Genomic DNA, 21,111 nt, shown 5'->3' with positions numbered 1-21,111 from the left:
ACGACCGGGGACCCCCGGTCGGCGGGCGACACTAGGCTGCACTCATGTCCACCGCTCGGACGCTCGCCGGCGAGCTCGGCGCCGACGTCCCGCCCGGAGTCGCCGCTCTCCCCGACGAGGCCCAGGACCGGCTCGCCACCCTGATCCACCAGGCGCGGGTGCGGCAGGCCGACGCGCTGGAGGGAGCGGTCCAGGAGGGTCTGGGCTTCGTCCCGCGGGTCCTGCGCGGGACCATCACCCGGATCGTGCTGCGATGAGCGCCGCGCTCGAGCGCCGTGCGGAGACCATCAAGCTGGCGCGCCTGCTCGGCGTCGGGCCGGAGGATCTGCCCGACCTCGACGAGGTCGACCCCGACCAGATCCGACTCCTGCGCGAGCGGGCGACCGACCGGCTCTTCGACGCGAGCGCGGGTGCCCTCGGCGCCGTCGGTGCGGCGGCGCGCCTGGTGCCCAGCGGCATTTCGGCCACGATCGCGGAGCGCGCGTTCGGACCACTGCTGTGCGCGCGCGCCGCGGCCGCGGTCGATCCCGCGAAGGCGGTCGACATCGCGCGCCGACTCGAACCCGAGTTCCTCGCCGACACCGCGATCGAGCTCGACCCGCGGCGGGTCGCGGCGATCCTCGGCGCGGTTCCTGACTCTCTGGCCGTCCCCGTCGCACGCGTGCTCGGCAGACGCGGCGAACACGTCACGATGGGGCGCTTCCTAGCCTACGTCTCGGATGCGGCGATCGTCGGCGCCATGGGGGTGCTCGACGACGAGAGCATGCTCCGGACCGCGTTCGTCCTGGAGCACAAGGACCGTCTCGACCACGCCGTCGCCCTGCTGCCCGCCGACCGGGTGCCCGGCGTTCTGCGCACCGCCTCCGACCTCGGGCTGTGGGCGGAGGCCCTCGATCTGCTCGACCACCTCTCCGAGGACCGACGCGGGCCGATCGCCGACACCCTCGCCTCCCTGGACCACGAGGTGATCGGGCAGCTCGTCGACACCGTGTGCGTCCACGAGCTGTGGGAGAGCCTGTTGCCCATCGTGCGACTCATGGCACCGCCCGCCCGTGCGCGGCTGGCCGCAGCCCCGGCGTTCCACCGGCCTCCGGTGCTGAGCGCGATCGTGGCGGCCGCCGCGGCCAGTGACCTCTGGCGGGATCTGGTGCCCCTGCTCGCGGCTCTGCCGGACGACCTCGTCGCCCACGTGCGTGAGGACGCCGACCGGCGCGGGCTCATCGGTGAGCTCGACGCTGCGCTGGCAGCCACTCCATCCTGACGTCGGGGCACTTCTCTTCGTTGTCACGACCGTCGGTCACCTCGGTCTCGACCAGGCCGTGACGGGCGTAGAACGCACGAGCGGGTTCGTTCTGCTCGAAGACCCACAGCCCGAATCCCGCAGGCAGATGCGCCTTCGCCACCTCGAGCAGTGCGCATCCGACGCCCTGCCGCGCCCGGCCGGGCAGCACGTACAGGTCGTCGAGCCAGGTGTCGGTGAAGCGCACGTAGCCGACGACCAGGCCGGCGACCTCTGCCACCCAGACATGGTCTGCCTCGATCCGTGCTGCGAGCCAGCTCCGCACGTCGGCCGCAGGGTGGATGCTCGGTGGCATCGGCGCTGCGGCTCGCGACGTCAGATGCACCTCGGCGACCGCGTCCACGTCCTCGCGCATCGCGGGTCGGAGAGCGAGGGAGGCGGAGTCAGTCCCCGTCACGAATGACCTCGAGCGCGGCTGCGAGATCGTCGGGGTAGGGCGACTCGAACTGCACGTAGGCGCCGGTGTCGGGGTGCTCGAAGCCGAGCCGCACAGCGTGCAGCCACTGGCGGGTCACGCCGACGCGGCGGGCGAGCGTGGGGTCCGCGCCATAGGTCAGATCGCCGACGCACGGGTGCTTGAGGGCCGACATGTGCACGCGGATCTGGTGGGTGCGGCCGGTCTCCAGGTGCACCTCCAACAGGCTGGCGAAGCGGTGGGCCTCGAGCGTCTCGTAGTGCGTGATGCTCGGGCGCCCGCCCTCACGGACCGCGAACCGGTGGTCTGCGCCGGGGTGTCGGGCGATCGGCGCGTCGATCGTCCCGGTGAGCGGGTCGGGGTGCCCCTGCACCAGAGCGTGGTAGGTCTTGTCGACCGTGCGGTGCCGGAAGGCGTTCTTGAGCACGGAGTAGGCGTACTCGGACTTGCAGATCACCATCACGCCGGACGTGCCGACGTCCAGGCGCTGCACGATGCCCTGACGTTCGGACGCACCACTCGTGGCGATCCGGAAGCCCGCACCGGCCAGGTGCGCGACGACGGTCGGCCCGCTCCAGCCAGGTGAGGGATGCACGGCGACACCGACCGGCTTGTCGATCACGACGATGGACTCGTCGTCGTAGATGATCCCGATGCCCTCGACGATCTCGGGCACGACGGCCAACGGGTCGGCCTCGGCGGGGATGGTCACCTCGAGACGGGCACCGGGCATCACACGCTCGCTCTTCGTGGTGACGTCGACGCCGTCGAGCTGGACGAGCCCCTCGGCGATCAGCTCGGCGCCGCGCGTGCGCGAGAGCCCGAACATCTGGGCGATCGCCGCATCGACGCGCTCGCCACCCAGACTGTCGGGGACCGGGAGGACCCGGTACTCCGAGGACGCGCTGCTCATCGAGCACCGTCCTCGGGGCCGACCACATCGTCAGCGCCCTCCGCACCACGCAGGTCCACCGCGGATCGGAGCTCGGGGCCGTCAGCGGCGGCGTCGCGCTCGTCGTCCTTCTCCCGTGATCCGTCGAGCCTGATGCCGCGGAAGGACTGGATGATGATGAGGCCCGCTGCGATGTTGATGCAGATGTCGGCGATGTTGAAGATCGGCCAGTTCGGCAGCATCAGGAAGTCGATGACGTGACCGTGGAAAGGCTCGGGGTCGCGCAGCAGCCGGTCGGTGAGATTGCCGGTGATCCCGGCCAGGAGGAATCCGAAGCCGAAGCCCCATCCCGTGCTGCCGAGACGGCGCGCGTACCAGAGCACAGCGAGGGTGGCGGCGATCGCGAACGCCGTGATGTAGGGCGTCAGTCCGGTGCCCGCGCTGAAGGCCGCCCCGGGGTTCCGGGTGAGGTGGAGCTGCAGGACCTCGCCGATCACCTGGACGTCGGGACGACCGTCGAGGTGCTCCAGCGCGAGCGCCTTGGTGACCTGATCGGTCGCGTAGGCAACGACGGCGACGATGACGAAGATCAACTTCGGCGCCAGACCCGCAGACCTCCGGCTCTCGGGGGAACCAGGACTCTCGGGGTCTACCGACGTTCCTCGCGCTGCTTGCATGTCATGCACAGTGTGGCACGCGGGAATGCCATCAACCGCATCTTGCCGATCGGGTTGCCGCACGACTCGCAGACGCCGTAGGTGCCGTCGGAGATCCGCTCCAATGCGTGGTCGATCTGGGCGAGCTTGTCCCGCTCGTTCGCCACGACGGTCAGCTCGTAGTCACGCTCGAAGCTGGAGGCGCCGAGGTCGGCCTGGTCCTGGCCGGCCCCGTCTCCGGAGTCACGCAGGAGGTCGGCGAGCTCGACCTCCTTCTGCTCCACGATCGTCGCACTGTGGGCGCGCTGCTCGTTGAGCTCGGCCAACACCTCCGCGAGCTCGGAGGACGTCCAGGCCCCCTCGCCTTCCAGGACGACGAGAACAGGCGGAGTAGCCGTCGACGACGCCTTCTTCGCCGGGGCCGCCTTCTTCACCGGGGCCGCCTTCTTCACCGGAGCGGCCGCCTTGGCCGGAGCGGCCTTCTTCGCCGGGGCCGCCTTCTTCACCGGGGCCGCCTTCTTCACCGGAGCGGCCGCCTTCGCTGGAGCGGCCTTCTTCGCCGGAGCGGCCGCCTTCGCTGGAGCGGCCTTCTTCGCCGGAGCGGCCTTCTTCGACGCAGCGGCCTTCTTCGGCGCAGCGGCCGCCTTGGCCGGAGTGGCCTTCTTGGCCGGGGCCGCCTTCTTCGGCGGGGCCGCCTTCTTCACCGGGGCCGCCTTCTTCACCGGAGCGGCCGCCTTCGCTGGAGCGGCCTTCTTCGCCGGAGCCACCTTCTTCGCCGGAGCGGCCGCCTTGGCCGGGGCCGCCTTCTTCGGCGGGGCCGCCTTCTTCACCGGAGCGGCCGCCTTGGCCGCGGAAGCCTTCTTCACCGGAGCGGCCTTCTTCGCGGAGGCAGGTTCGGCGGCGGGCTTGCGGCGCGTCAGCGCGCTCCGTGCGGCCTGGGCGAGCTTGCGGGTGCTGCGAACCATCGAACGGCCTTCCGTCGGCCACGGCCACCTCGGGACCGCGAGCGGCACGAACGCTAGTGGGTGCACTCATCGGGCTCAACGAGGCGCGCCCGAGAACACCATCGGCCCCCGGAAGGTGTCCCCGGGGGCCGATGTGACGAACAGAAGGGTCTCAGCCCTCGTCCTCGCCCAGGATCGAACGCAGACGCTTGGGCGCCGGGGCCTCCTGCGACGGCGCGGGCGTCTCGGACGCGGAGCCGAGCGCCTCGAGCTGCTGGGTGAAGTAGCTGCGCAGGCGCGAGCGGTACTCGCGCTCGAACGAGCGCAGGTTCTCCACCTCGACGGTGAGCTTGTCGCGCTCCTTCTCCAGGTCGCCGAAGATCTGCGTGCGACGCTCGGCAGTCTCGGCGTCGAGCATCGTCGCGCGGGTGCGGGCGTCGTTCTCGACCTGATCGGCCTTGCTCTTGGACTCCGCGGCCAGGCGCTCGGACTTGGTGCGGGCCTCGCCGATGATCTTGTCGGCCTCGTTCTTGGCGTCCTCGACCAACTCGTCCGCGTTGCGGGTGGCGATCTCGAGCAGACGCGCGGCGGCGTTGGAGGCATCCGGGACGGTCTCGACCCTGATGGTCTCGATCTCCTGGCGGGCCGGGGCAGCCGGAGCAGCGACCACCGGCTCGGGTGTCGGAGCGACGACCGGAGCGGCCTCGACCGGGGCGGCCACCGGACTCGCCTGGGCGGCTCCGGACTGGGCAGCCTCGAGCTTGACGCGGAGGTCGTCGTTCTCCTTGTTGAGCCGGGCCAACTCCGCCTCGACCTCATCGAGGAACTGGTCGACCTCCCCCATGTCGTAGCCCTCGCGCAGACGCACCGGCGTAAAGCGCTTGTTGCTCACGTCCTCTGGGGTCAACGGCATGACTTCACCCAATTCCTTGAACTCGATGTCGGTGCGACGCGCTCGAGGCGACAGATCGCTGTCGGTTCGCGCCGCGACGTCCACCCACGTCGTGGAGACGCGGGTTCCCAGCACTGTAGCGCGTGGGGTGGTGCTGGTGTGACTCAGCGCATCGCCTGTGACGCGAGAATCGACGGCAGGTGACCGAGCCCACGTGCCGGAAAGCGGTTCACAGGCGTGGGACGTAGGTCAGCCCATCAGGTAGACCTGCGTGAGCCGCAGCAGCACGTAGGCCCCGATGAACACGATCAGGAAACTGAGATCGAGGGCGAAGTTGCCCAGACGCAGCGGCGGGATGACGCGACGGAGCGCCTTGATCGGCGGATCCGTGGTCGAGTACACACCCTCGAGCGCTACGAGCAGGGGGCCGCGGGGGCTCCACGCACGCGCGAAGACCTGCACCCAGTCCACGATGAAGCGGACCCACATGAAGGCGATGAACACCGTCAGCGCGACGTAGACGATGAGACCGACTGTATTCACCTAGAAGACCTCGAAAACCCTCAGGACTGGTTGAAGAAACCGCCCTCGGCGATCAACTGCTTGTCCTCGGCGGCGACCGAGATGTTGGGCGGCGAGAGCAGGAACACCTTGTTGGTGACGCGGTCGAGAGTGCCACGGGTAGCAAAGACCAGACCGGCGGCGAAGTCGACGAGTCGCTTCGCGTCGGCATCGTCGAGGTCGCTCAGGTTCATGATGACCGGCGTGCCCTCGCGGTAGTTCTCGCCCACGACCCGCGCCTCGTTGTAGGTCCGGGGCTCAAGGGTGACGATCCGCGACAGCTCCGCCTGGACCGGCGCGACCTGGACCGGGACGTGAGCGCGACGTCGCTCCGAGAGGTCGGCGACCGGTGCCGGTTCACCTTCGACACGACGGGGCCGCGCAGCCTGGACCGGGGCAGTCTCGGTCGTCTCGCCGTAGCCGTCGTACTCGTCGTACCGGCCGGTGTCCTCGAGCAGGCCGAGGTACTCACCGATCCTGCGCATCGCACCGCTCATGAGATGTCTGCCTCCGCTGCTCGCGCGCCCGGGCCCGGGCGCTTGCTGATCTCTTGGGACATTACTGGAGACCGGGCCTGGATCCGAGGACCGCGGACCCAATGCGTACGTGTGTCGCGCCGCGAGTGATCGCGTCCTCCAGGTCCGCGCTCATGCCCGCCGAGAGCCACCGCGCGTCGGGATGCTCGGCAAGGAACCCCTCGCGCACCCCGGCGAGCCGGTCGAAGGCGTCCGCCGGCCTTTCGTCCAAGGGCGCGACGGCCATCAGACCCCGCAGTCGCAGCCCGTCCACCGACGCGACCGCAGCGGCCAGGTCCGACAACTCCTCGGGCCGGACACCGGCGCGGTGGTCGCGATCGGGCGGGTCGAGGCTGACCTGGAGCGCGACGTCGAGAGCGCGGCCACGCTCCTGCGCGCCGCGTGCCAACGGCGCCACCAGCTTGAGCCGGTCGACCGACTGCACGACGTCCGCGTAGCGGGTCACCGCCGTCGCCTTGTTGCTCTGCAGTCCCCCCACGAAGTGCCATCTCAGATCGAGGTCCGCGCACGCTTCGGACTTCTCGACGGCCTCCTGGTGGCGATTCTCCGCGACATCGGTCACGCCGAGCGCTGCGAGCAGACGCACGTCGCTGGCCGGGAAGTACTTGGTGACCACCACCAGGGTGATCTCGTCGGTGTCGCGCCCGGCTGCCGAGGCCGCCCGGGCGATCCGCTGCCGGACGATCGCCAGGCTCGCTGCGACCTCGACCTCGCGCTCTGCGGTCATCACACCCTCCGGATCAGGCCGGCGAACCGCCCGGAGCGGGCGCCGTCGCGGCGATAGGAGTAGAGGTCGGGCGACTCGATCGTGCACGCCGAGCGGTCGTGGACGACGACCTCGCGCGCCTCGAGTTGGGCGCGCACGCCCCTGCCGAGGTCGAGCGAGGGGGTGCCCCACGACGTCGTCGCGGCGACACCGGGAACGACGGCGTCGACGTCGTCACGGAGGGCCGCCGGCACCTCGTAACAGGCCCCGCACACGTGCGGTCCGATCCAGGCCTCGATCCGGCCCGCACCGCGGGCTCGCATGGCGTCGATCGTCGCCGGGACGACGCCGAGCTCGACTCCCCGGCGTCCTGCATGGGCCGCTCCGATGATCCCGGCCCCGGCGTCGGCGAGGAGGACGGGGACGCAGTCGGCCACCCGCACCATCAGCACGACGTCGCCACTGGAGCTCACCACGCCGTCAGCACGGGGCGGCCCCGACGGTGTGGCGTCCGACGAGGCGATCTCCTCGGCCGCCACGACCCGGTCGCCGTGGACCTGGTCGAGATCCACGAGCCGCGCGCCGGGCGCGAAGTCCATCAGGAGCAGGTCGTGGTTGGAGCGCCGGTCATCCGGCGCGTCGTCGCCGACGAGCGCCAGGTTCAGCGAGTCGAACGGCGCGCGACTGACCCCGCCGAACCGGTCGGTGAAGGCCAGGTCGACGGGGCCGTGTCGCGTACGGAAGTGATACAGCGCGTCCTCGCTTCATCGCCTCGAGTCGCCGCGCGCCGGCGCGGTCACTTCAGGAAGTCAGGCACGTCCAGGTCGTCGTCGAAGTCCATCGAGGGCGCCGGTCGCGGCGAGACCGGCTGAGTCGAGGCCGGGGACGCCGGCGCGGCAGGAGTCGCGGCGGCGGAAGCCGGCGCACCGACCGCCGCCGGCTCCTCGCGGCGCACCGGCTCGGTGCGCTGCGTGGTGGCCGGGCGAGCCGCAGAGCCGCGCAGGGTGGCGCCCTCCTCGCGCTTCTTGGGCTGGCCGCCGTCGAATCCGGCCGCGATGACCGTGACCCGGACCTCGTCGCCCAGCGCGTCGTCGATGGTCGCACCGAAGATGATGTTGGCGTCCTGGTGCGCCGCGTCGGCGACGAGCGCCGCCGCCTCGTTGATCTCGAAGAGACCCAGGTCGGAACCGCCGGCGATCGAGAGCAGCACGCCGTAGGCGCCGTCGATCGACGCCTCGAGCAGCGGACTGGAGACCGCCATCTCGGCCGCGACCACCGCGCGGTCGTCGCCGCGGGCCGAGCCGATGCCCATGAGCGCCGAGCCGGCGTTGGCCATCACCGACTTGACGTCGGCGAAGTCGAGGTTGATCAGACCCGGCGTCGTGATCAGGTCGGTGATGCCGGAGACACCCTGCAGCAGGACCTGGTCGGCCTGCTTGAAGGCGTCGAGCACCGAGACGTTGCGGTCGCTGATCGAGAGCAGGCGATCGTTGGGGATGACGATGAGGGTGTCGACCTCCTCGCGCAGCGCCGCGATGCCCTCCTCGGCGGAGTTCGCGCGACGGCGACCCTCGAACGCGAACGGGCGGGTGACCACGCCGATGGTCAGGGCACCGAGCGAGCGGGCGATACGCGCGACGACGGGAGCACCTCCGGTGCCGGTGCCACCTCCCTCGCCGGCCGTCACGAAGACCATGTCGGCGCCCTTGAGCACCTCCTCGATCTCGTCGGCGTGGTCCTCGGCAGCCTGGCCGCCGACCATCGGGTTCGCGCCCGCGCCGAGGCCACGGGTGAGCTCGCGCCCGATGTCGAGCTTGACGTCGGCGTCACTCATCAGCAACGCCTGGGCGTCGGTGTTGATGGCGATGAACTCGACGCCCTTGAGGCCGACCTCGATCATCCGGTTGACGGCGTTCACGCCGCCGCCGCCGATGCCGACGACCTTGATGATGGCCAGGTAGTTCTGTGCAGCAGCCACGGCGGCTATCCCTTCTCCGAGGAGCCCGGTCGGGCCGGGAGGTTGGTGAGGTGAGGAAGTTCGGGACGTCCGGCTGTCTCAACTGTGACCCTCAACCTGAGGGTTATAGTTATGTCAACCTCGTCGTGATCACGACAGTAGGGACTGCGACGTGCCGTGCAGCGGCGACACGCCGCCGCGACGCCCGTCGACTCGGATACGTCGTCGCGAGACGCGAACTCTCAACCGGACGTCGTGGGCTGCGCCGGCACGCTGACGTCGAAGGTGCGGGCGTCGCCGACCTCGCTGGCGAGCAACGCCAGGAGGACGCGGCCCTTCTCCTCCGACTGCTCCGCGCTCCCCCACCGCACCAGTCGGCCGTCGCGCAGCTCGAGATCGATCTCGTCGACGCTGTGCACCTCGAGATGGTCCACGCCCGCCGCGACGTCGCTGGGCAGCGATGCCACCACGGCGGCGCCTTCGCGCAGCGCCTCCACCCCGGCATCGGGATCGGCCTCGATCCGGGGAAGGTCGCGGGGCGCGCGGCGGTAGCTGGAGAAGACGACCCCGGACGCATCGACGGCGCGGAAGGTCCCAGCACGCTCGACGACCGCCACCGGCACCCGCTCGGTGATGACGATCAGCACCGAGTGCGGCCACTTGCGCGACACCTCGACCCTCGCGACCGGCGCCAACGCGGCCACGCGGCGTTCCACCCCACGCAGGTCGACCGTCGCGAGCGGGCCACCGATCGGCACCCCTGCCGCCTCCAGCACGGCATCCTCGTCGAGGACCGAGATGCCGGTGACCTCGGCGCCCTCGACCGCCAGGGCCTCGGAGAAGTAGACGACGTAGACACCACCCGCGACCGCCGCTGTCACCATCACCATGGCCAGGACGTAGCGCAGCGTCAGCCATCGCCGGACCCACTGACGGCGGGCGAACCGGCGCCGGCTGCGAGCCTCGGCGTCGGGCGAACGTCGGGTGCGGAGACGGATCACGGCCGCGCGGCGCCCTCGGTCGGAGCGGCGGAGGCGACCCGAGGACTCCGGGCGGCCAGGAGGTCGAGCACCTGCGGGCCGACCTGGGTGACGGTGCCCGCGCCGAGCGTGAGCACGAGATCGCCCGGTCGGGCGCGCCCGACCAGCACCGCGGCGGCGTCCTCGAGCGAGGCGGTGCCGACCCGCTCCGGGGCGAGCCTGACGGCGTCGGTGATCAAGCGCGGGGTCACGGCAGGATCGGCCTCCTCGCGCGCGAGGTAGATGTCGAGCACCACCACCTCGTCGGCGGCGCTGAGGGCAGCGCCCATCTGCTCGCCGAAGATCCGGGTGCGGGAGACGAGGTGGGGTTGGAAGGCCACCACGACGCGACCCTCCCCCGCGAGCGCCCGCGCGGTCTGAAGGTCGCCGAGGATCTCGGTCGGGTGGTGGGCGTAGCTGTCGTAGACACGGACTCCGGCCGCCTCACCCTTGGGCTCCATCCGACGCCGCGTGCCGGTGTAGCCGGCCAGGCCGGCGCGCAGGGCGTCGCCGGGCAGTCCGACGGCCAGACCTGCGGCGTACGCGGCCAGGGCATCGGCGAGGTAGTGGTCACCGGGGGCCCACAAGGTCACGCCGGCGAGCGCCTCCGGAGTGACGTCGGCGCCCGATCCCGCATCGGTGGAGACGGTGATGACCCGTCGTCCGGCGGCGCGGCTCCTCTCCGCCAACGCCGCCCCGCCGGCGTCGTCGATGCAACAGACCAGGAACCCGGCGGGATCGATGCGGTCGGCGAAGGCGTCGAAGGCGGCCCGGTAGGCCTCCTCGGTGCCCCACTGGTCGAGATGGTCGGCGTCGACGTTGGTGACGATGGCCCCGAAGGGCTCATAGACCAGGAAGGCACCGTCGCTCTCGTCGGCCTCGACGACGAACAGCTCACCGCTGCCGGCCGCGGCGTTGACGCCCGTCGCGGTGAGATCGCCGCCGATCGCGTAGGTGGGATCGGCGCCGGCACTCTGCAACGCGACGGTCAGCAGGGACGTCGTCGTGGTCTTGCCGTGCGTGCCGGCCACGGCCAGCACGCGATACCCGCGCATCAGCGAGGCGAGTGCGGCCGAGCGCGGCAGCACGCGACGTCCCAGCTCCGCGGCGCGCAGGTAGTCGGGGTTGTCCTCGCGCGCGGCGGTACTGAACACCACCGTGTCGGCGGACTCGGCGTGCTCGCCGTCGTGACCGGTCCACACCTGTCGAACGCCGGCGTCGATCAGCGCGGCGTCCCGCTCGGACTGAGGTGAGCTGTCGCAGCCGTCGACGTCCACGCCTCGGGCCGCCATGATGCGGGCGATGCCGGACATGCCGGCGCCGCCGATACCGACGATGTGGACGCGGCCGAGTTCGGCGAGCTCGGGGATCCGCTCGGGGACGGGGACCTTCATCGGGAGCCACCGCCGGCGACGTCGACGACGATCGCGGCCAGCTTGTCGTCGGCATCGCGCGGGATCAGGCCCGACGCCGCCGCACCCATCGCCGCCAGACGCGCGCCATCGGTCGCCAGCGGGACGACGTGCTCGGCGACCCAGGACGGCGTGAGGTCGCCGTCGGCCACCATCAGGGCACCGCCGGCGTCGACGACGGGCCGGGCGTTGCGCGGCTGCTCTCCGTTGCCGATCGGCAACGGCACGAAGATCGCCGGCACGCCGGTGGCCGCGGCCTCGGTGACACTGCTGGCTCCGGCACGGCAGACCATCAGGTCGGCGGCCGCCAGGGCGAGATCCATCCGGTCGACGAAGTGCTCGACGACGTAGGGCATCGCGGTCGGACCCGGCTCGGCGTCGCCGTTCGGACCGACCACGTGCAGCACCTGGACGCCCGCGTCCGACAACGCGCGTGCGGCGCCGGAGACCGCCTGGTTGAGACGGCGCGCTCCCTGGGAGCCGCCCGTCACGACGAGCGTGGGCGCGTCGGGCGACAGGCCGAAGAACTCCCTGGCCTCGGCGCGCAGCGCCGAGCGGGCGGGCCCCGCGATCATCGTGCGGATCGGAAGGCCGATGTACTCGGCGCGCCGCAACGGGGTGTCGGGGAAGCTCACGGCGACCCGCGCGGCACGGCGGGCGCCGAGCTTGTTCGCCATCCCGGGGCGCGCGTTCTGCTCGTGGACCACGACCGGCACACCTCGTCGGCGCGCGACGAGGTAGGCGGGCACCGAGACGTACCCGCCGTAGCCGACCACCACGTCGGGTCGCACGCGGTCGAAGACCGCCTGGGTCGCCCGGATCGTGGCGCGCAGGCGCGCGGGGAACCGCAGCAGGTCGGCATCGGGTCGCCGCGGGAACGGGACGGGCGGGACGAGCTCGAGGGGATACCCGGCCGCGGGGACGACCCGGTTCTCCAGGCCGCGGGGGGTGCCCAAGCAGGTGATCTCGACGCTCGGGTCACGACGGCGCAGCGCGTCGGCGGTCGCCAACAGGGGGGACGTGTGTCCGGCGGTGCCACCACCGGCGAGCAGAACCTTCATCGATGACGACGGTAGAGGTTGCGTCACGTCAGCGACCGGACAGCCCGGCCGACCGGCCGCGACGTCGCTGTGCCAGCGCTCTGGCCGCCTCGGGCTCCCGGCGCGCGAAACCGACGAGCAGTCCCAGCGCCGCCAGGGTCGGCACCAGGCTGGATCCGCCGTAGGAGACCAGCGGCAACGGGATACCGATGACCGGCAGCAACGCGAGCACCATGCCGACATTGATGATCATCTGACCGAGCAGCCAGACCACGACACCGAAGCTGGCGTAGCGCACGAACGAGTCGGTGGTCTGACGCGCGATCCGGAGGGCGGCGTAGGCCAGGGTCAGGAACAGGCCGATGACGAGCAGGGTGCCGACGAGGCCGAGCTCCTCCCCGAGCACGGCGAAGATGAAGTCGGTGTGCGCCTCGGGCAAGGTGCCCCACTTCTGCTGGCTCGCACCGATCCCCTGGCCGAAGATCTCCCCGCTGGCCATCGCGTAGAGGCCGTGGGCCGACTGCCAACCCGCGCCCTCGAAGTCCTTGAACGGGTCGGAGAAGTGCGTGATGCGCTCGAGCCGCTCGGGGTCGGTGGCGGCCAACGCCAGGGCGAGCACGGCCAGCACCATGCTGACGAGGGCGAAGAGTCGGGCCGGGGCGCCTGCCACCCAGAGCATCCCGACCAGGATCGCGAACAGCACCAGCGCGGTTCCGAGGTCACGACCGACCACGACCAGGCCGATCGCGAGCGCCATGCCCGGTACGACGGGGACCAGCATCTCGCGCACGTCGCCGAGACGGCGCTCCTTGCGTGCGTAGATGTGAGCGGCCCAGATCACCAGCGAGAGCTTGGCGATCTCCGAGGGCTGCACCTGGAACGGCCCGACCGCCAGCCAGTTGGTATTGCCGTTGCGCTCGACCCCGAAGAGGACCGTGAGTCCGAGCAGCAGCAGCGAGAAGCCGAAGGCCGGGTAGGCGAGACGTCGCACCCACTGGTTGCTGACCCGGCTCGCGATGAACGCACAGGGCACGCCGAGGAGCACCCAGGTGAGTTGCCGTTGGACCACGGCGTAGGAGTCTCCGTAGAGACGGAAGCTGTAGACGCTGGACGCGCTCAGCACCATGATCAGGCCGATCGTCAGCAGCAGCCCTGCGGCGACGAGCAGCATGTAGTAGGTCGTCAGCGGGCGATCCAGCGCCTCGCGCAGCGACGTCGTCCAGCCGCGCGCTCGTGGTGGAGCGGGCCTGGTGCGCTCGGGACTCGCGGTCGTCACCGGACCTCCTGGTGCTGCGGGGTGCTACTGCCGGGGAAGAGGCCCCGCCGCCCCTGCGTCAGGGATCAGCCGAACCTGGCGCGGACCGCGGCGGCGAAGGCGTCGCCACGGGCCGCGTAGCCGCTGAACTGGTCCATGGATGCGCACCCCGGAGCGAGGAGCACGGTGTCGCCGGGCGCCGCCAGTCGTGCAGCGGCGTCGACGACGCCTCGCATCAGGGCCAGGCCGTCGACTACGCCACCATCCTCGCCGTGGTCGACGAGGATGACGGGCACATCCGGCGCGTGTCGCGCCACCGCGTCCGCGATCAGCTGACGGTCGCGGCCCACGAGCACGACGCCCGCCAGCCTGGAGGCGATCGAGCCGACCAACTCGTCGAAAGTGGCGCCCTTCGCGAGCCCGCCGGCCACCCAGACGACGCGATCGAAGGCCTGCAGGGAGGATTGCGCCGCGTGGGGGTTGGTCGCCTTGGAGTCATCGACCCAGGTGATGCCGCCGAACGTCCCGACCGAGGCGATCCGGTGACCGTCGAGGCGGAAGGCCCGCAGGCCGTCGCGCACCGCCTCCTGACTGACGCCGTGCGCTCGGGCCAGCGCGGCGGCGGCCAGGGCGTTGGCCACCACATGCGGCGCGGGTGCGCCTCCGTCCGGTGCGAGATCGGCGAGGCTGCACAACTCGGCGGCGCTGGTGGCGCGCTCCTCGATGAAGGCACGATCGACGAGGAGGTCCTCGACGAGACCGACCATGCCCACCCCCGGCATCCCGAGGGTGAAGCCGACCGCGCGAGCACCGTCGACGACCTCCGCCTCGCGCACCAGGTGCTCGGTGGCCGGGTCGGCGACGTTGTAGACGCAGGCGCGCTGGACGCGCTGGAAGATCCGCCCCTTGTCGTCGCCGTAGGCACGCATCCCGGCACGCTCGCCCCAGCTCGCGCCCTCGTACCAGTCGAGGTGGTCCGCCGCGAGGTTGAGCACAGCCGCCGACTCCGCGCTCATCGAGTCGGTGTAGTGCAGCTGGAAGCTCGAGAGCTCGACGGCGAGGACGTCGTAGGGCGCGGGATCCATGACCGCCTCGACGATCGGTAGACCGACGTTGCCGGCCGCGACGCTGCGCAGCCCGGCCGCCTGGAGGATCGAGTCGAGCATCTGGACCGTGGTGGTCTTGCCGTTCGTGCCCGTGACGCAGAGCCAGGGAGCCGGGACGCCGTCGGGTCCGGCGGCGCGCAGCCGCCAGGCCAGTTCGACCTCCCCCCAGATCGGGATGCCACGCGACCTGGCCGCCTGCAGGACCGGGGCGTCAGGACGGAAGCCCGGCGAGGTCACCACGACGTCGACGTCGTCGGGCAACGTCTGGGTGGCGCCGGCGTGGATGTCGACACGAGCGCCGAGGATCTCCAGCAGCTCAGCCTTCTCCAGCTGTGCGGGGGTGGCGGTCTCCGCGAGGGCCGTGACCTGTGCGCCGAGATGGGTCAGGTTGTCGGCCGCGGCGAAGCCGGACACCCCGAACCCCGCGACGACGGCGCGAACACCGCTCCAGTCGTCCTCGCGACGCAACTGCAAGGGATCGGGACGCGTCACAGCCGCGCGACCCACTCGGCGTAGAAGATGCCGAGGCCGGCGGCGACGAAGAGTCCGGTGATGATCCAGAAGCGGATCACGACGGTGACCTGCTCCCAGCCCAGCATCTCGAAGTGGTGGTGCAGAGGCGCGATGCGGAAGACCCGATGTCCGGCCTGGACTCGGAAGACCCTGCGGAACAGCGCGCTGGAACGGCTGGCCTTGAAGGTGCCGACCTGGATCATCACCGAGAGCGTGATGACGACGAAGAGGCCCCCGAGGATCAGCAGGAGCAGCTCGGTGCGGGTCAGGATGGCGAAGCCGGCGAGCGCACCGCCGAGCGCGAGCGAGCCGGTGTCGCCCATGAAGATCGCGGCCGGCGAGGCGTTCCACCAGAGGAAGCCGAAGCAGGCGCCGGTCAGCGCCGCGGCGATGATCGCCAGATCGAGCGGGTCGCGGACGTCGTAGCACTGCGGGCCCGGGCTGTTCTCGCACGACTGGCTGCTCTGCCAGATGTTCACCAGCGTGTAGGCGCCGAACACCATCATGCAGCAGCCGGTGGCGAGGCCGTCGAGTCCGTCGGTGAGGTTGACGGCATTGCTGGTGCCGGTCGTGATCAACCAGATCAGCAGGATCGCGAGGATCGTCGGCAGCACCAGCCAGTCGATCTCCCGCAGGAACGAGATCTTGTCGCTGGCGGGAGTACGGCCGTTGTCGTCCTCGAGCCAGGGCGAGAGCGCGAGCGCACCGAAGGAGACGCCGACGAAGGTCTGGCCGATCATCTTCGCTCGGCTGCGCAGACCCAGGTTGCGCTGGCGGGAGATCTTGATGAAGTCGTCGAGGAAGCCGACCAGCCCCATGCCGACGAACAGGTAGAGGAGCAGGAGGCCGGAGGCCGACGGCGGGCTGAGCGTGATCAGCTTCGCCGCGAAGTACCCCACGACGGTCGCGGTGATGATGGCGACACCGCCCATGGTGGGGGTGCCGCGCTTGGTGTGGTGGGTGGTCGGCCCGTCCTCGCGGATCTCCTGGCCGTAGCCCCAGCGGGTGAAGTAGCTGATCGCCACCCGGGTGCCGAGCAGGGAGATGAGGAGGGAGAGACCGCCTCCGAGCAGGATCGCTCTCATCGGCTGCGGGTGCCCCCTTCCGCGGGATCGGTCAGTACCTGCTCCGCGATCCATTCGAGTGCGGCCCCGCGGGAGGCCTTCACCAGAACGGTGTCGTCGGCACCGGCATTGTTCCGCACCCAGGCGAGTGCGTCGTCGCGCCCCGCCGTCACGACGGCGTGGGTCGCGCCACGTCCGGACTCCGCGACGCCGTCGGCGATCGGTCGCGCCGACTCGCCGACGACCACGACCACGTCGATGCCGCGTGCGGCCGCCGTCCGGCCGACCTCGCGGTGGCCCGCGTCGTGCGCATCCCCGAGCTCGCGCATCTCCCCCAGGACGGCGATCGTGCGACCGCTGCGGGACCGACCGAGCGCGGCGAGCGCCTCCACGGCCGCCGTCATCGACGCCGGATTCGCGTTGTAGGCGTCGTTGAGCACCAGCAACCCGTCCTCCCGCGAGTCCAGCTCCATCCGCCACCGCGACGTCGATCTCGCGGCGGTGAGCGCCGACGCGATGTCGTCGAGGCGGAGTCCGGACGCGAGGGCGAGTGCGGCGGCGGCGGCGGCGTTCGCGACCTGGTGCGCTCCGACGCCGCGCAGGCGCACCGCCGCCCAGGCGCCGTCGTGCCCGAGCTCGAAGGCCGGCCGGCCGAGCTCGTCGAGTGTGAGGTCGCGCCACGTCACCTCGGCCGTGCTCCCGAAGGTCAGGACCCGTGCGTCGGTGCGGCTCGCCATGGCGGCGACCCGGGCGTCGTCGGCGTTGAGCACCGCGACGCCGTCGGGAGGCAGGGCCTCGACGATCTCTCCCTTGGCGCGGGCGATCGCCTCGACACCGCCGAACTCCCCCACGTGGGCGGAGCCGACGTTGAGTACGGCGGCCACCCGGGGCGGTGCGATCCCGCACAGGTAGGCGATGTGCCCCACCCCACGGGCGCCCATCTCCAGCACCAGGTGCGTCGTCGACGGCGTCGCACGCAGCGCCGTCAGCGGAACGCCGAGCTCGTTGTTGAGGTTGGCGCTCGTCGCGACGGTCTCGGCGTCGGCGGCGAGCACCGCGGCGAGCAGGTCCTTGGTGCCGGTCTTGCCCTGGGAACCGGTGAGGGCGGTGACGGGCACGTCGAGGGCGTCGATCACGTGGCGGGCCAGCCGGCCGAGCGCGGCCACCGAGTCGGGAACGACGACCGTCGGCGCCGCGGTGGCACGGGTGCCCAGCACCGCGTGGGCGCCCGCTGCGAACTCGTGGCCGTCGACCCTGTCGCCCGCGACCGCCACGAACAGCCCGCCCGCCTCCGGAGAGCGGCTGTCCAGGTAGGCGGGGCCGTTGACGACGACCGCGGGATCGCCGTGCACCTGACCGCCCACCACGCCCGCGAGCTGGTCGAGGGTCATCTCGATCATCGCGCTCCCCCGGCGGAGGATCCGAGCGCGGTGAGCGCCTCGTGAGCGACGACACGGTCGTCGAAGGGATGCACCACGCCGTCGATCTCCTGGCCCGTCTCGTGTCCCTTGCCCGCAATGAGCACGACGTCGCCCGCACGGGCGATCCCGATCGCCGTGGCGATCGCCTCACGACGGTCGGACACCTCGAGCAGCTCGGCGATCCCGCCCGGGTCGGCTCCGCCAGCCGCTTCGCGCGCGCCCCCCAGGACGGCGGCCCGGATGGCGGCCGGCTCCTCGCTGCGAGGGTTGTCGTCGGTCACGATCACCACATCGGCGAGGCGAGCGGCGATCGCCCCCATGATCGGACGCTTCCCGCTGTCGCGGTCGCCGCCGGCGCCGATGACCACGATGACGCGACCGGGCGCGCCGCTCGGCGCCGCAGCGAGCGGGCGCAGCGCGGCGGTGGGCGCCTGCGCGGCGTCCGGCTTGTGTGCGTAGTCGACGACGGTGAGGAAGTCCCCGCCGGCGTCGACACGCTCCAGCCTCCCCGGCACGCCCGCCGAGGTCCCAAGCGCCGCGGCGACCGCGGCGACATCCAGGCCCGCCTCGCCGGCAGCGGCGATCGCCGCCAGCGCATTGGTCACGTTGAAGCGGCCGGGCAGGGGCACCGCGCAGGAGATCGGTGCCGCAAGCCGACCCGGCGGTGCGTGGAGTGTGAAGGTCGATCGCTCCCGACCGAGCTCGATGTCGTCCGCGCGCCAGTCGGCTGCCGGGTCGTCGAGCGCGAAGGTGACGACGGGGATGCGCACGCCGCCTGCCAGACGCCGCCCGTGCTCGTCGTCGGTGCAGACGAGCGCTCGGTCCGCGCGCTCGGCTGTGAAGAGCGCGGCCTTCGCGGCGAAGTACTCCTCCTCGTCGGCGTGGAAGTCGAGATGGTCGCGGCCGAGGTTCAAGAAGACGGCGACATCGAAACGGACGCCGTCGACGCGGCCCATGACGAGCGCGTGGCTGGAGACCTCCATCGCACACACCTCCACCCCCTCCTCGACCATCACGGCGAGGAGTCCGTGCAGGTCCGGGGCCTCGGGCGTGGTCAGCGACGAGACGACGTCGCGTCCGGCGATGCGGGTGCCGACCGTGCCGATCACGGCAGCAGAGAGCCCGGCCCCGGCCATGGCCCCCTCGAGAAGTCGGGTGGTGGTCGTCTTGCCCTGGGTGCCGGTGACACCGATGGTGCGGAGTCGACGCGCGGGGTTTCCGTAGATCGCGGCACTGACGGCGCCGAGCACGGTGCGTGGTCGCTCGACCACCACGACGGGCACCGACGTCGGGCACTCGGCGCTCGCCGCACCCTCCTCGTCGGTGAGGACCGCGACCGCCCCCGCAGCGACCGCGGCACCGGCGAAACGGATGCCGTGCGTGCGAGCTCCCGGAAGCGCCGCGTAGAGGTCGCCCGGCCGCACCCGCTGGGAACTCAGGCTCACGCCCGTGAGCGTGGCCTCGTGGGACGCAGCGGTGTCGCCGCCGACACGACGGGACGTCTCGCCGAGCCCGGCCAGCACGTCGGTCAGCGCGGCGAGCGGTGTCGGAGTGGGGCTGCTCGGCCGGGACGTCATCGCACCATCATCTCCGGCGTGCGTCCTCACCACTCGACAGGCAGTTGGGAGGGTCGGGCCCCGGTGGGCGGGATGCCGTAGCGACGCAGCGTGTAGCCCATCAGCGTGGAGAACGCGGGGCCCGCCACCGAGCCGCCGCCCTGACCGTTGCGCGGGTTCTGCACCACGATGTAGATCGTGAACTCGGGGTCGTCCGCCGGAGCGAAGCCGGCGAAGGAGACGGTGAAGGTGCCGTCGTAGCACCCGCAGCCCTCCCCCACACGCTGTGCGGTGCCGGTCTTGCCGGCGACGCGGTAGCCGGGCACGGCCGCGCGCGGTGCCACGCCGGCCTCGGGGTCGATGACGCGCTCCATCATGAGCGCGGTCTGGCGGGCCGCGTCCTCGCTGACGACGCGACGCTCGGTCGCGGTGTCCGTGCCGACCACACGCCCGTCGTCGGCGGTCGCCTCGCCTCGGATGATGCTCGGAGAGACTCGGACCCCGCCGTTCGCGATCGTGTTCACCGCGGCCGCCATCTGCAGCGCGTTGACCGAGAGCGACTGCCCGAACGCGATGCGGTCGGCGGTCTGGCTGGTCCACATGGCCCCCGACGGCAGGAGGCCGCGGGTCTCGCCGCCGAGGCCGACGTTGGTGCGCTCACCCAGGCCGAATCCGGTCAGGTAGCGGCGCAGCTGCCCGCGGTCGAACTTGTCGGCCGCCATCACGGTGCCGATGTTGGAGGACTTGGCCAGGATGCCGGCCAGCGTCAGCCGGATCGTGCCGTGCTCGAAGTAGTCGTGGATGGTGCGGTCCTGACGATGCAGCGCTCCTGGAACCTCGAACTTCGTGCGGCTGGTGACCTTGCCCGCGTCGATCAGGCCCGAGAGCGTGAGCACCTTCTCGACCGAGCCCGGCTCGTAGACGTCGGTCAGCGCGCGTGAGTTGTGGTTGGCGTCGGCCTCGCCCGCAGGCACCGAGGGGTCGTACGGCGAGGAGGCGTCGTAGGTCGGGTAGTCCGCCAGCGCCAGCACGTCTCCGGTGCTGCGCTCGAGCACCACCGCGTAGCCGGAGTCGGCACGCGCCCCGAGCACCGTCTGGCGCAGCACCTGCTGGGCCTTCCACTGCAGATCCTGGTCGATGGTGGTGATCAGGTCGTTGCCATCGCGGGCGGGGGTGATCGTGGTGTCCCCCAGCGGCAGCCGGCTGCCCTTGCTCACCTGGTAGGTGGCCTCGCCGTCGACTCCGGAGAGGTAGCGGTTGAATGCGGCCTCCAGGCCCGCCAGCGGCCGGGCCGACCCGTCCTCGTACGGCGTCCCGAGGAATCCCACCAGGTTCGCCGCGACGTCCTTGCCCGGGTAGAAGCGCACCGGGTCCTCGCGGGTGTCCAGCCCCTTCCAGCCGCGCGCCTCGGCCTCCTCGAGCACGTTGGTGGCTCGTGTCGCGGGCACCTTGCGCGCGATGTACTGGAACTGGTGACCCTCGGCACCCTCCGGGATCCGGAGTCGGCGCAGCGTCTCGAAGTAGTCGACGTCGAGGCGCTTGGAGAGCAGGGTCGCCAGGCCGGGGGCGTTGGGGCCGGTCACGCTCGGGTTGGCCACGACCATCAGACCGTCGACCGAGTCGGCGAGCGGAAGGCCGTTGCGGTCCAGGATGCGGCCGCGCTCGGCCGGGAGGACCGCCGTCACCGAGCCCTCGTCGGCGGCCATCTGGGCGTACTCACGCGGGTCGATGCCCTGCAGCTGGACGAGTCTGGCCGCGAAGACCGAGAGGACCATCGCGATCAGCAGGAAACCCACACGCAGTCGCAGCATCGAGGAGCCGCGGCCCGAACCACGCGGACGCCGTCCGCCGGGCGTGCTCCCGCCA

At 71.5% G+C, this 21,111-nt stretch carries 21 protein-coding genes; 2 read left to right on the top strand and 19 right to left on the bottom strand.

Annotated elements, in window-relative coordinates:
- Nucleotides 1–44: 44 nt before the first annotated feature.
- A complete protein-coding gene (locus KSO97_RS00550) occupies nt 45–257 on the top strand; it encodes a hypothetical protein (protein ID WP_232675833.1) in 213 nt (70 codons plus the stop codon).
- The gene (locus tag KSO97_RS00545) at nt 254–1,261 is read left to right on the top strand and encodes a hypothetical protein (RefSeq protein ID WP_232675831.1); all 1,008 of its coding nucleotides are present in this window, start codon (nt 254–256) and stop codon (nt 1,259–1,261) included. The genes KSO97_RS00550 and KSO97_RS00545 overlap by 4 nt, the downstream gene beginning before the upstream one ends.
- Here the strand turns inward: KSO97_RS00545 and KSO97_RS00540 are convergent.
- The 19 genes from KSO97_RS00540 to KSO97_RS00450 form a co-directional block, all read right to left on the bottom strand.
- Entirely contained in the window at nt 1,218–1,655 is a 438-nt protein-coding gene (locus KSO97_RS00540) for a GNAT family N-acetyltransferase (protein ID WP_232675829.1), read from the bottom strand. The genes KSO97_RS00545 and KSO97_RS00540 overlap by 44 nt on opposite strands.
- 28 nt (nt 1,656–1,683) lie before the next feature.
- Complete coding sequence (locus tag KSO97_RS00535) at nt 1,684–2,628, bottom strand: RluA family pseudouridine synthase (protein ID WP_232675828.1); 945 nt, start codon at nt 2,626–2,628, stop codon at nt 1,684–1,686.
- A complete protein-coding gene (gene lspA / locus KSO97_RS00530; RefSeq protein ID WP_232675827.1) occupies nt 2,625–3,200 on the bottom strand; it encodes a signal peptidase II in 576 nt (191 codons plus the stop codon). Before lspA ends, KSO97_RS00535 begins: the two co-directional genes overlap by 4 nt.
- 56 nt (nt 3,201–3,256) lie before the next feature.
- The gene (locus tag KSO97_RS00525; RefSeq protein WP_232675826.1) at nt 3,257–4,228 is read right to left on the bottom strand and encodes a TraR/DksA family transcriptional regulator; all 972 of its coding nucleotides are present in this window, start codon (nt 4,226–4,228) and stop codon (nt 3,257–3,259) included.
- Nucleotides 4,229–4,379: 151 nt separating this feature from the next.
- Complete coding sequence (locus tag KSO97_RS00520) at nt 4,380–5,120, bottom strand: DivIVA domain-containing protein (RefSeq protein WP_232675825.1); 741 nt, start codon at nt 5,118–5,120, stop codon at nt 4,380–4,382.
- A gap of 228 nt (nt 5,121–5,348) precedes the next feature.
- Nucleotides 5,349–5,642, bottom strand: coding sequence for a YggT family protein (locus KSO97_RS00515; RefSeq protein WP_232675824.1), 294 nt, complete (start codon nt 5,640–5,642; stop codon nt 5,349–5,351).
- 20 nt (nt 5,643–5,662) lie between these two features.
- Nucleotides 5,663–6,157: a cell division protein SepF gene (locus tag KSO97_RS00510; protein ID WP_232675823.1), complete on the bottom strand. Its 495-nt coding sequence runs from the start codon at nt 6,155–6,157 to the stop codon at nt 5,663–5,665.
- A gap of 61 nt (nt 6,158–6,218) precedes the next feature.
- Nucleotides 6,219–6,923, bottom strand: coding sequence for a YggS family pyridoxal phosphate-dependent enzyme (locus KSO97_RS00505; protein WP_232675822.1), 705 nt, complete (start codon nt 6,921–6,923; stop codon nt 6,219–6,221).
- Nucleotides 6,923–7,618 carry a peptidoglycan editing factor PgeF gene (gene pgeF, locus KSO97_RS00500; protein WP_232676102.1) on the bottom strand — a complete coding sequence of 232 codons (696 nt, stop codon included), beginning with the start codon at nt 7,616–7,618 and terminating at the stop codon, nt 6,923–6,925. The genes KSO97_RS00505 and pgeF overlap by 1 nt, the downstream gene beginning before the upstream one ends.
- A gap of 80 nt (nt 7,619–7,698) precedes the next feature.
- Entirely contained in the window at nt 7,699–8,880 is a 1,182-nt protein-coding gene (gene ftsZ / locus KSO97_RS00495) for a cell division protein FtsZ (RefSeq protein ID WP_232675820.1), read from the bottom strand.
- Nucleotides 8,881–9,101: 221 nt separating this feature from the next.
- A complete protein-coding gene (locus tag KSO97_RS00490; protein ID WP_232675819.1) occupies nt 9,102–9,860 on the bottom strand; it encodes an FtsQ-type POTRA domain-containing protein in 759 nt (252 codons plus the stop codon).
- Entirely contained in the window at nt 9,857–11,272 is a 1,416-nt protein-coding gene (murC, locus tag KSO97_RS00485) for a UDP-N-acetylmuramate--L-alanine ligase (protein WP_232675818.1), read from the bottom strand. The genes KSO97_RS00490 and murC overlap by 4 nt, the downstream gene beginning before the upstream one ends.
- Nucleotides 11,269–12,351, bottom strand: a complete 1,083-nt coding sequence (gene murG, locus KSO97_RS00480; protein WP_232675817.1) for an undecaprenyldiphospho-muramoylpentapeptide beta-N-acetylglucosaminyltransferase — start codon at nt 12,349–12,351, stop codon at nt 11,269–11,271. Before murG ends, murC begins: the two co-directional genes overlap by 4 nt.
- A gap of 28 nt (nt 12,352–12,379) precedes the next feature.
- On the bottom strand, nt 12,380–13,606 hold the full coding sequence (gene ftsW / locus KSO97_RS00475; protein ID WP_232675816.1) for a putative lipid II flippase FtsW: 1,227 nt from the start codon (nt 13,604–13,606) through the stop codon (nt 12,380–12,382).
- 65 nt (nt 13,607–13,671) lie between these two features.
- A complete protein-coding gene (gene murD, locus KSO97_RS00470; protein WP_232675815.1) occupies nt 13,672–15,183 on the bottom strand; it encodes a UDP-N-acetylmuramoyl-L-alanine--D-glutamate ligase in 1,512 nt (503 codons plus the stop codon).
- Nucleotides 15,180–16,289: a phospho-N-acetylmuramoyl-pentapeptide-transferase gene (gene mraY / locus KSO97_RS00465; protein WP_232675814.1), complete on the bottom strand. Its 1,110-nt coding sequence runs from the start codon at nt 16,287–16,289 to the stop codon at nt 15,180–15,182. Before mraY ends, murD begins: the two co-directional genes overlap by 4 nt.
- Entirely contained in the window at nt 16,286–17,668 is a 1,383-nt protein-coding gene (gene murF, locus KSO97_RS00460; RefSeq protein ID WP_232675813.1) for a UDP-N-acetylmuramoyl-tripeptide--D-alanyl-D-alanine ligase, read from the bottom strand. The genes mraY and murF overlap by 4 nt, the downstream gene beginning before the upstream one ends.
- On the bottom strand, nt 17,665–19,266 hold the full coding sequence (locus tag KSO97_RS00455) for a UDP-N-acetylmuramoyl-L-alanyl-D-glutamate--2,6-diaminopimelate ligase (RefSeq protein ID WP_232675811.1): 1,602 nt from the start codon (nt 19,264–19,266) through the stop codon (nt 17,665–17,667). Before KSO97_RS00455 ends, murF begins: the two co-directional genes overlap by 4 nt.
- 26 nt (nt 19,267–19,292) lie before the next feature.
- Nucleotides 19,293–21,056, bottom strand: a complete 1,764-nt coding sequence (locus tag KSO97_RS00450) for a penicillin-binding protein 2 (protein WP_232675810.1) — start codon at nt 21,054–21,056, stop codon at nt 19,293–19,295.
- Nucleotides 21,057–21,111: the final 55 nt, after the last annotated feature.

Source organism: Nocardioides sp. R-C-SC26 (assembly GCF_021246465.1).
Lineage (GTDB): Bacteria > Actinomycetota > Actinomycetes > Propionibacteriales > Nocardioidaceae > Nocardioides.
The sequence above is the reverse complement of the archived record's forward strand: the minus strand, read 5'-3'. Positions and strand labels throughout refer to the sequence as shown.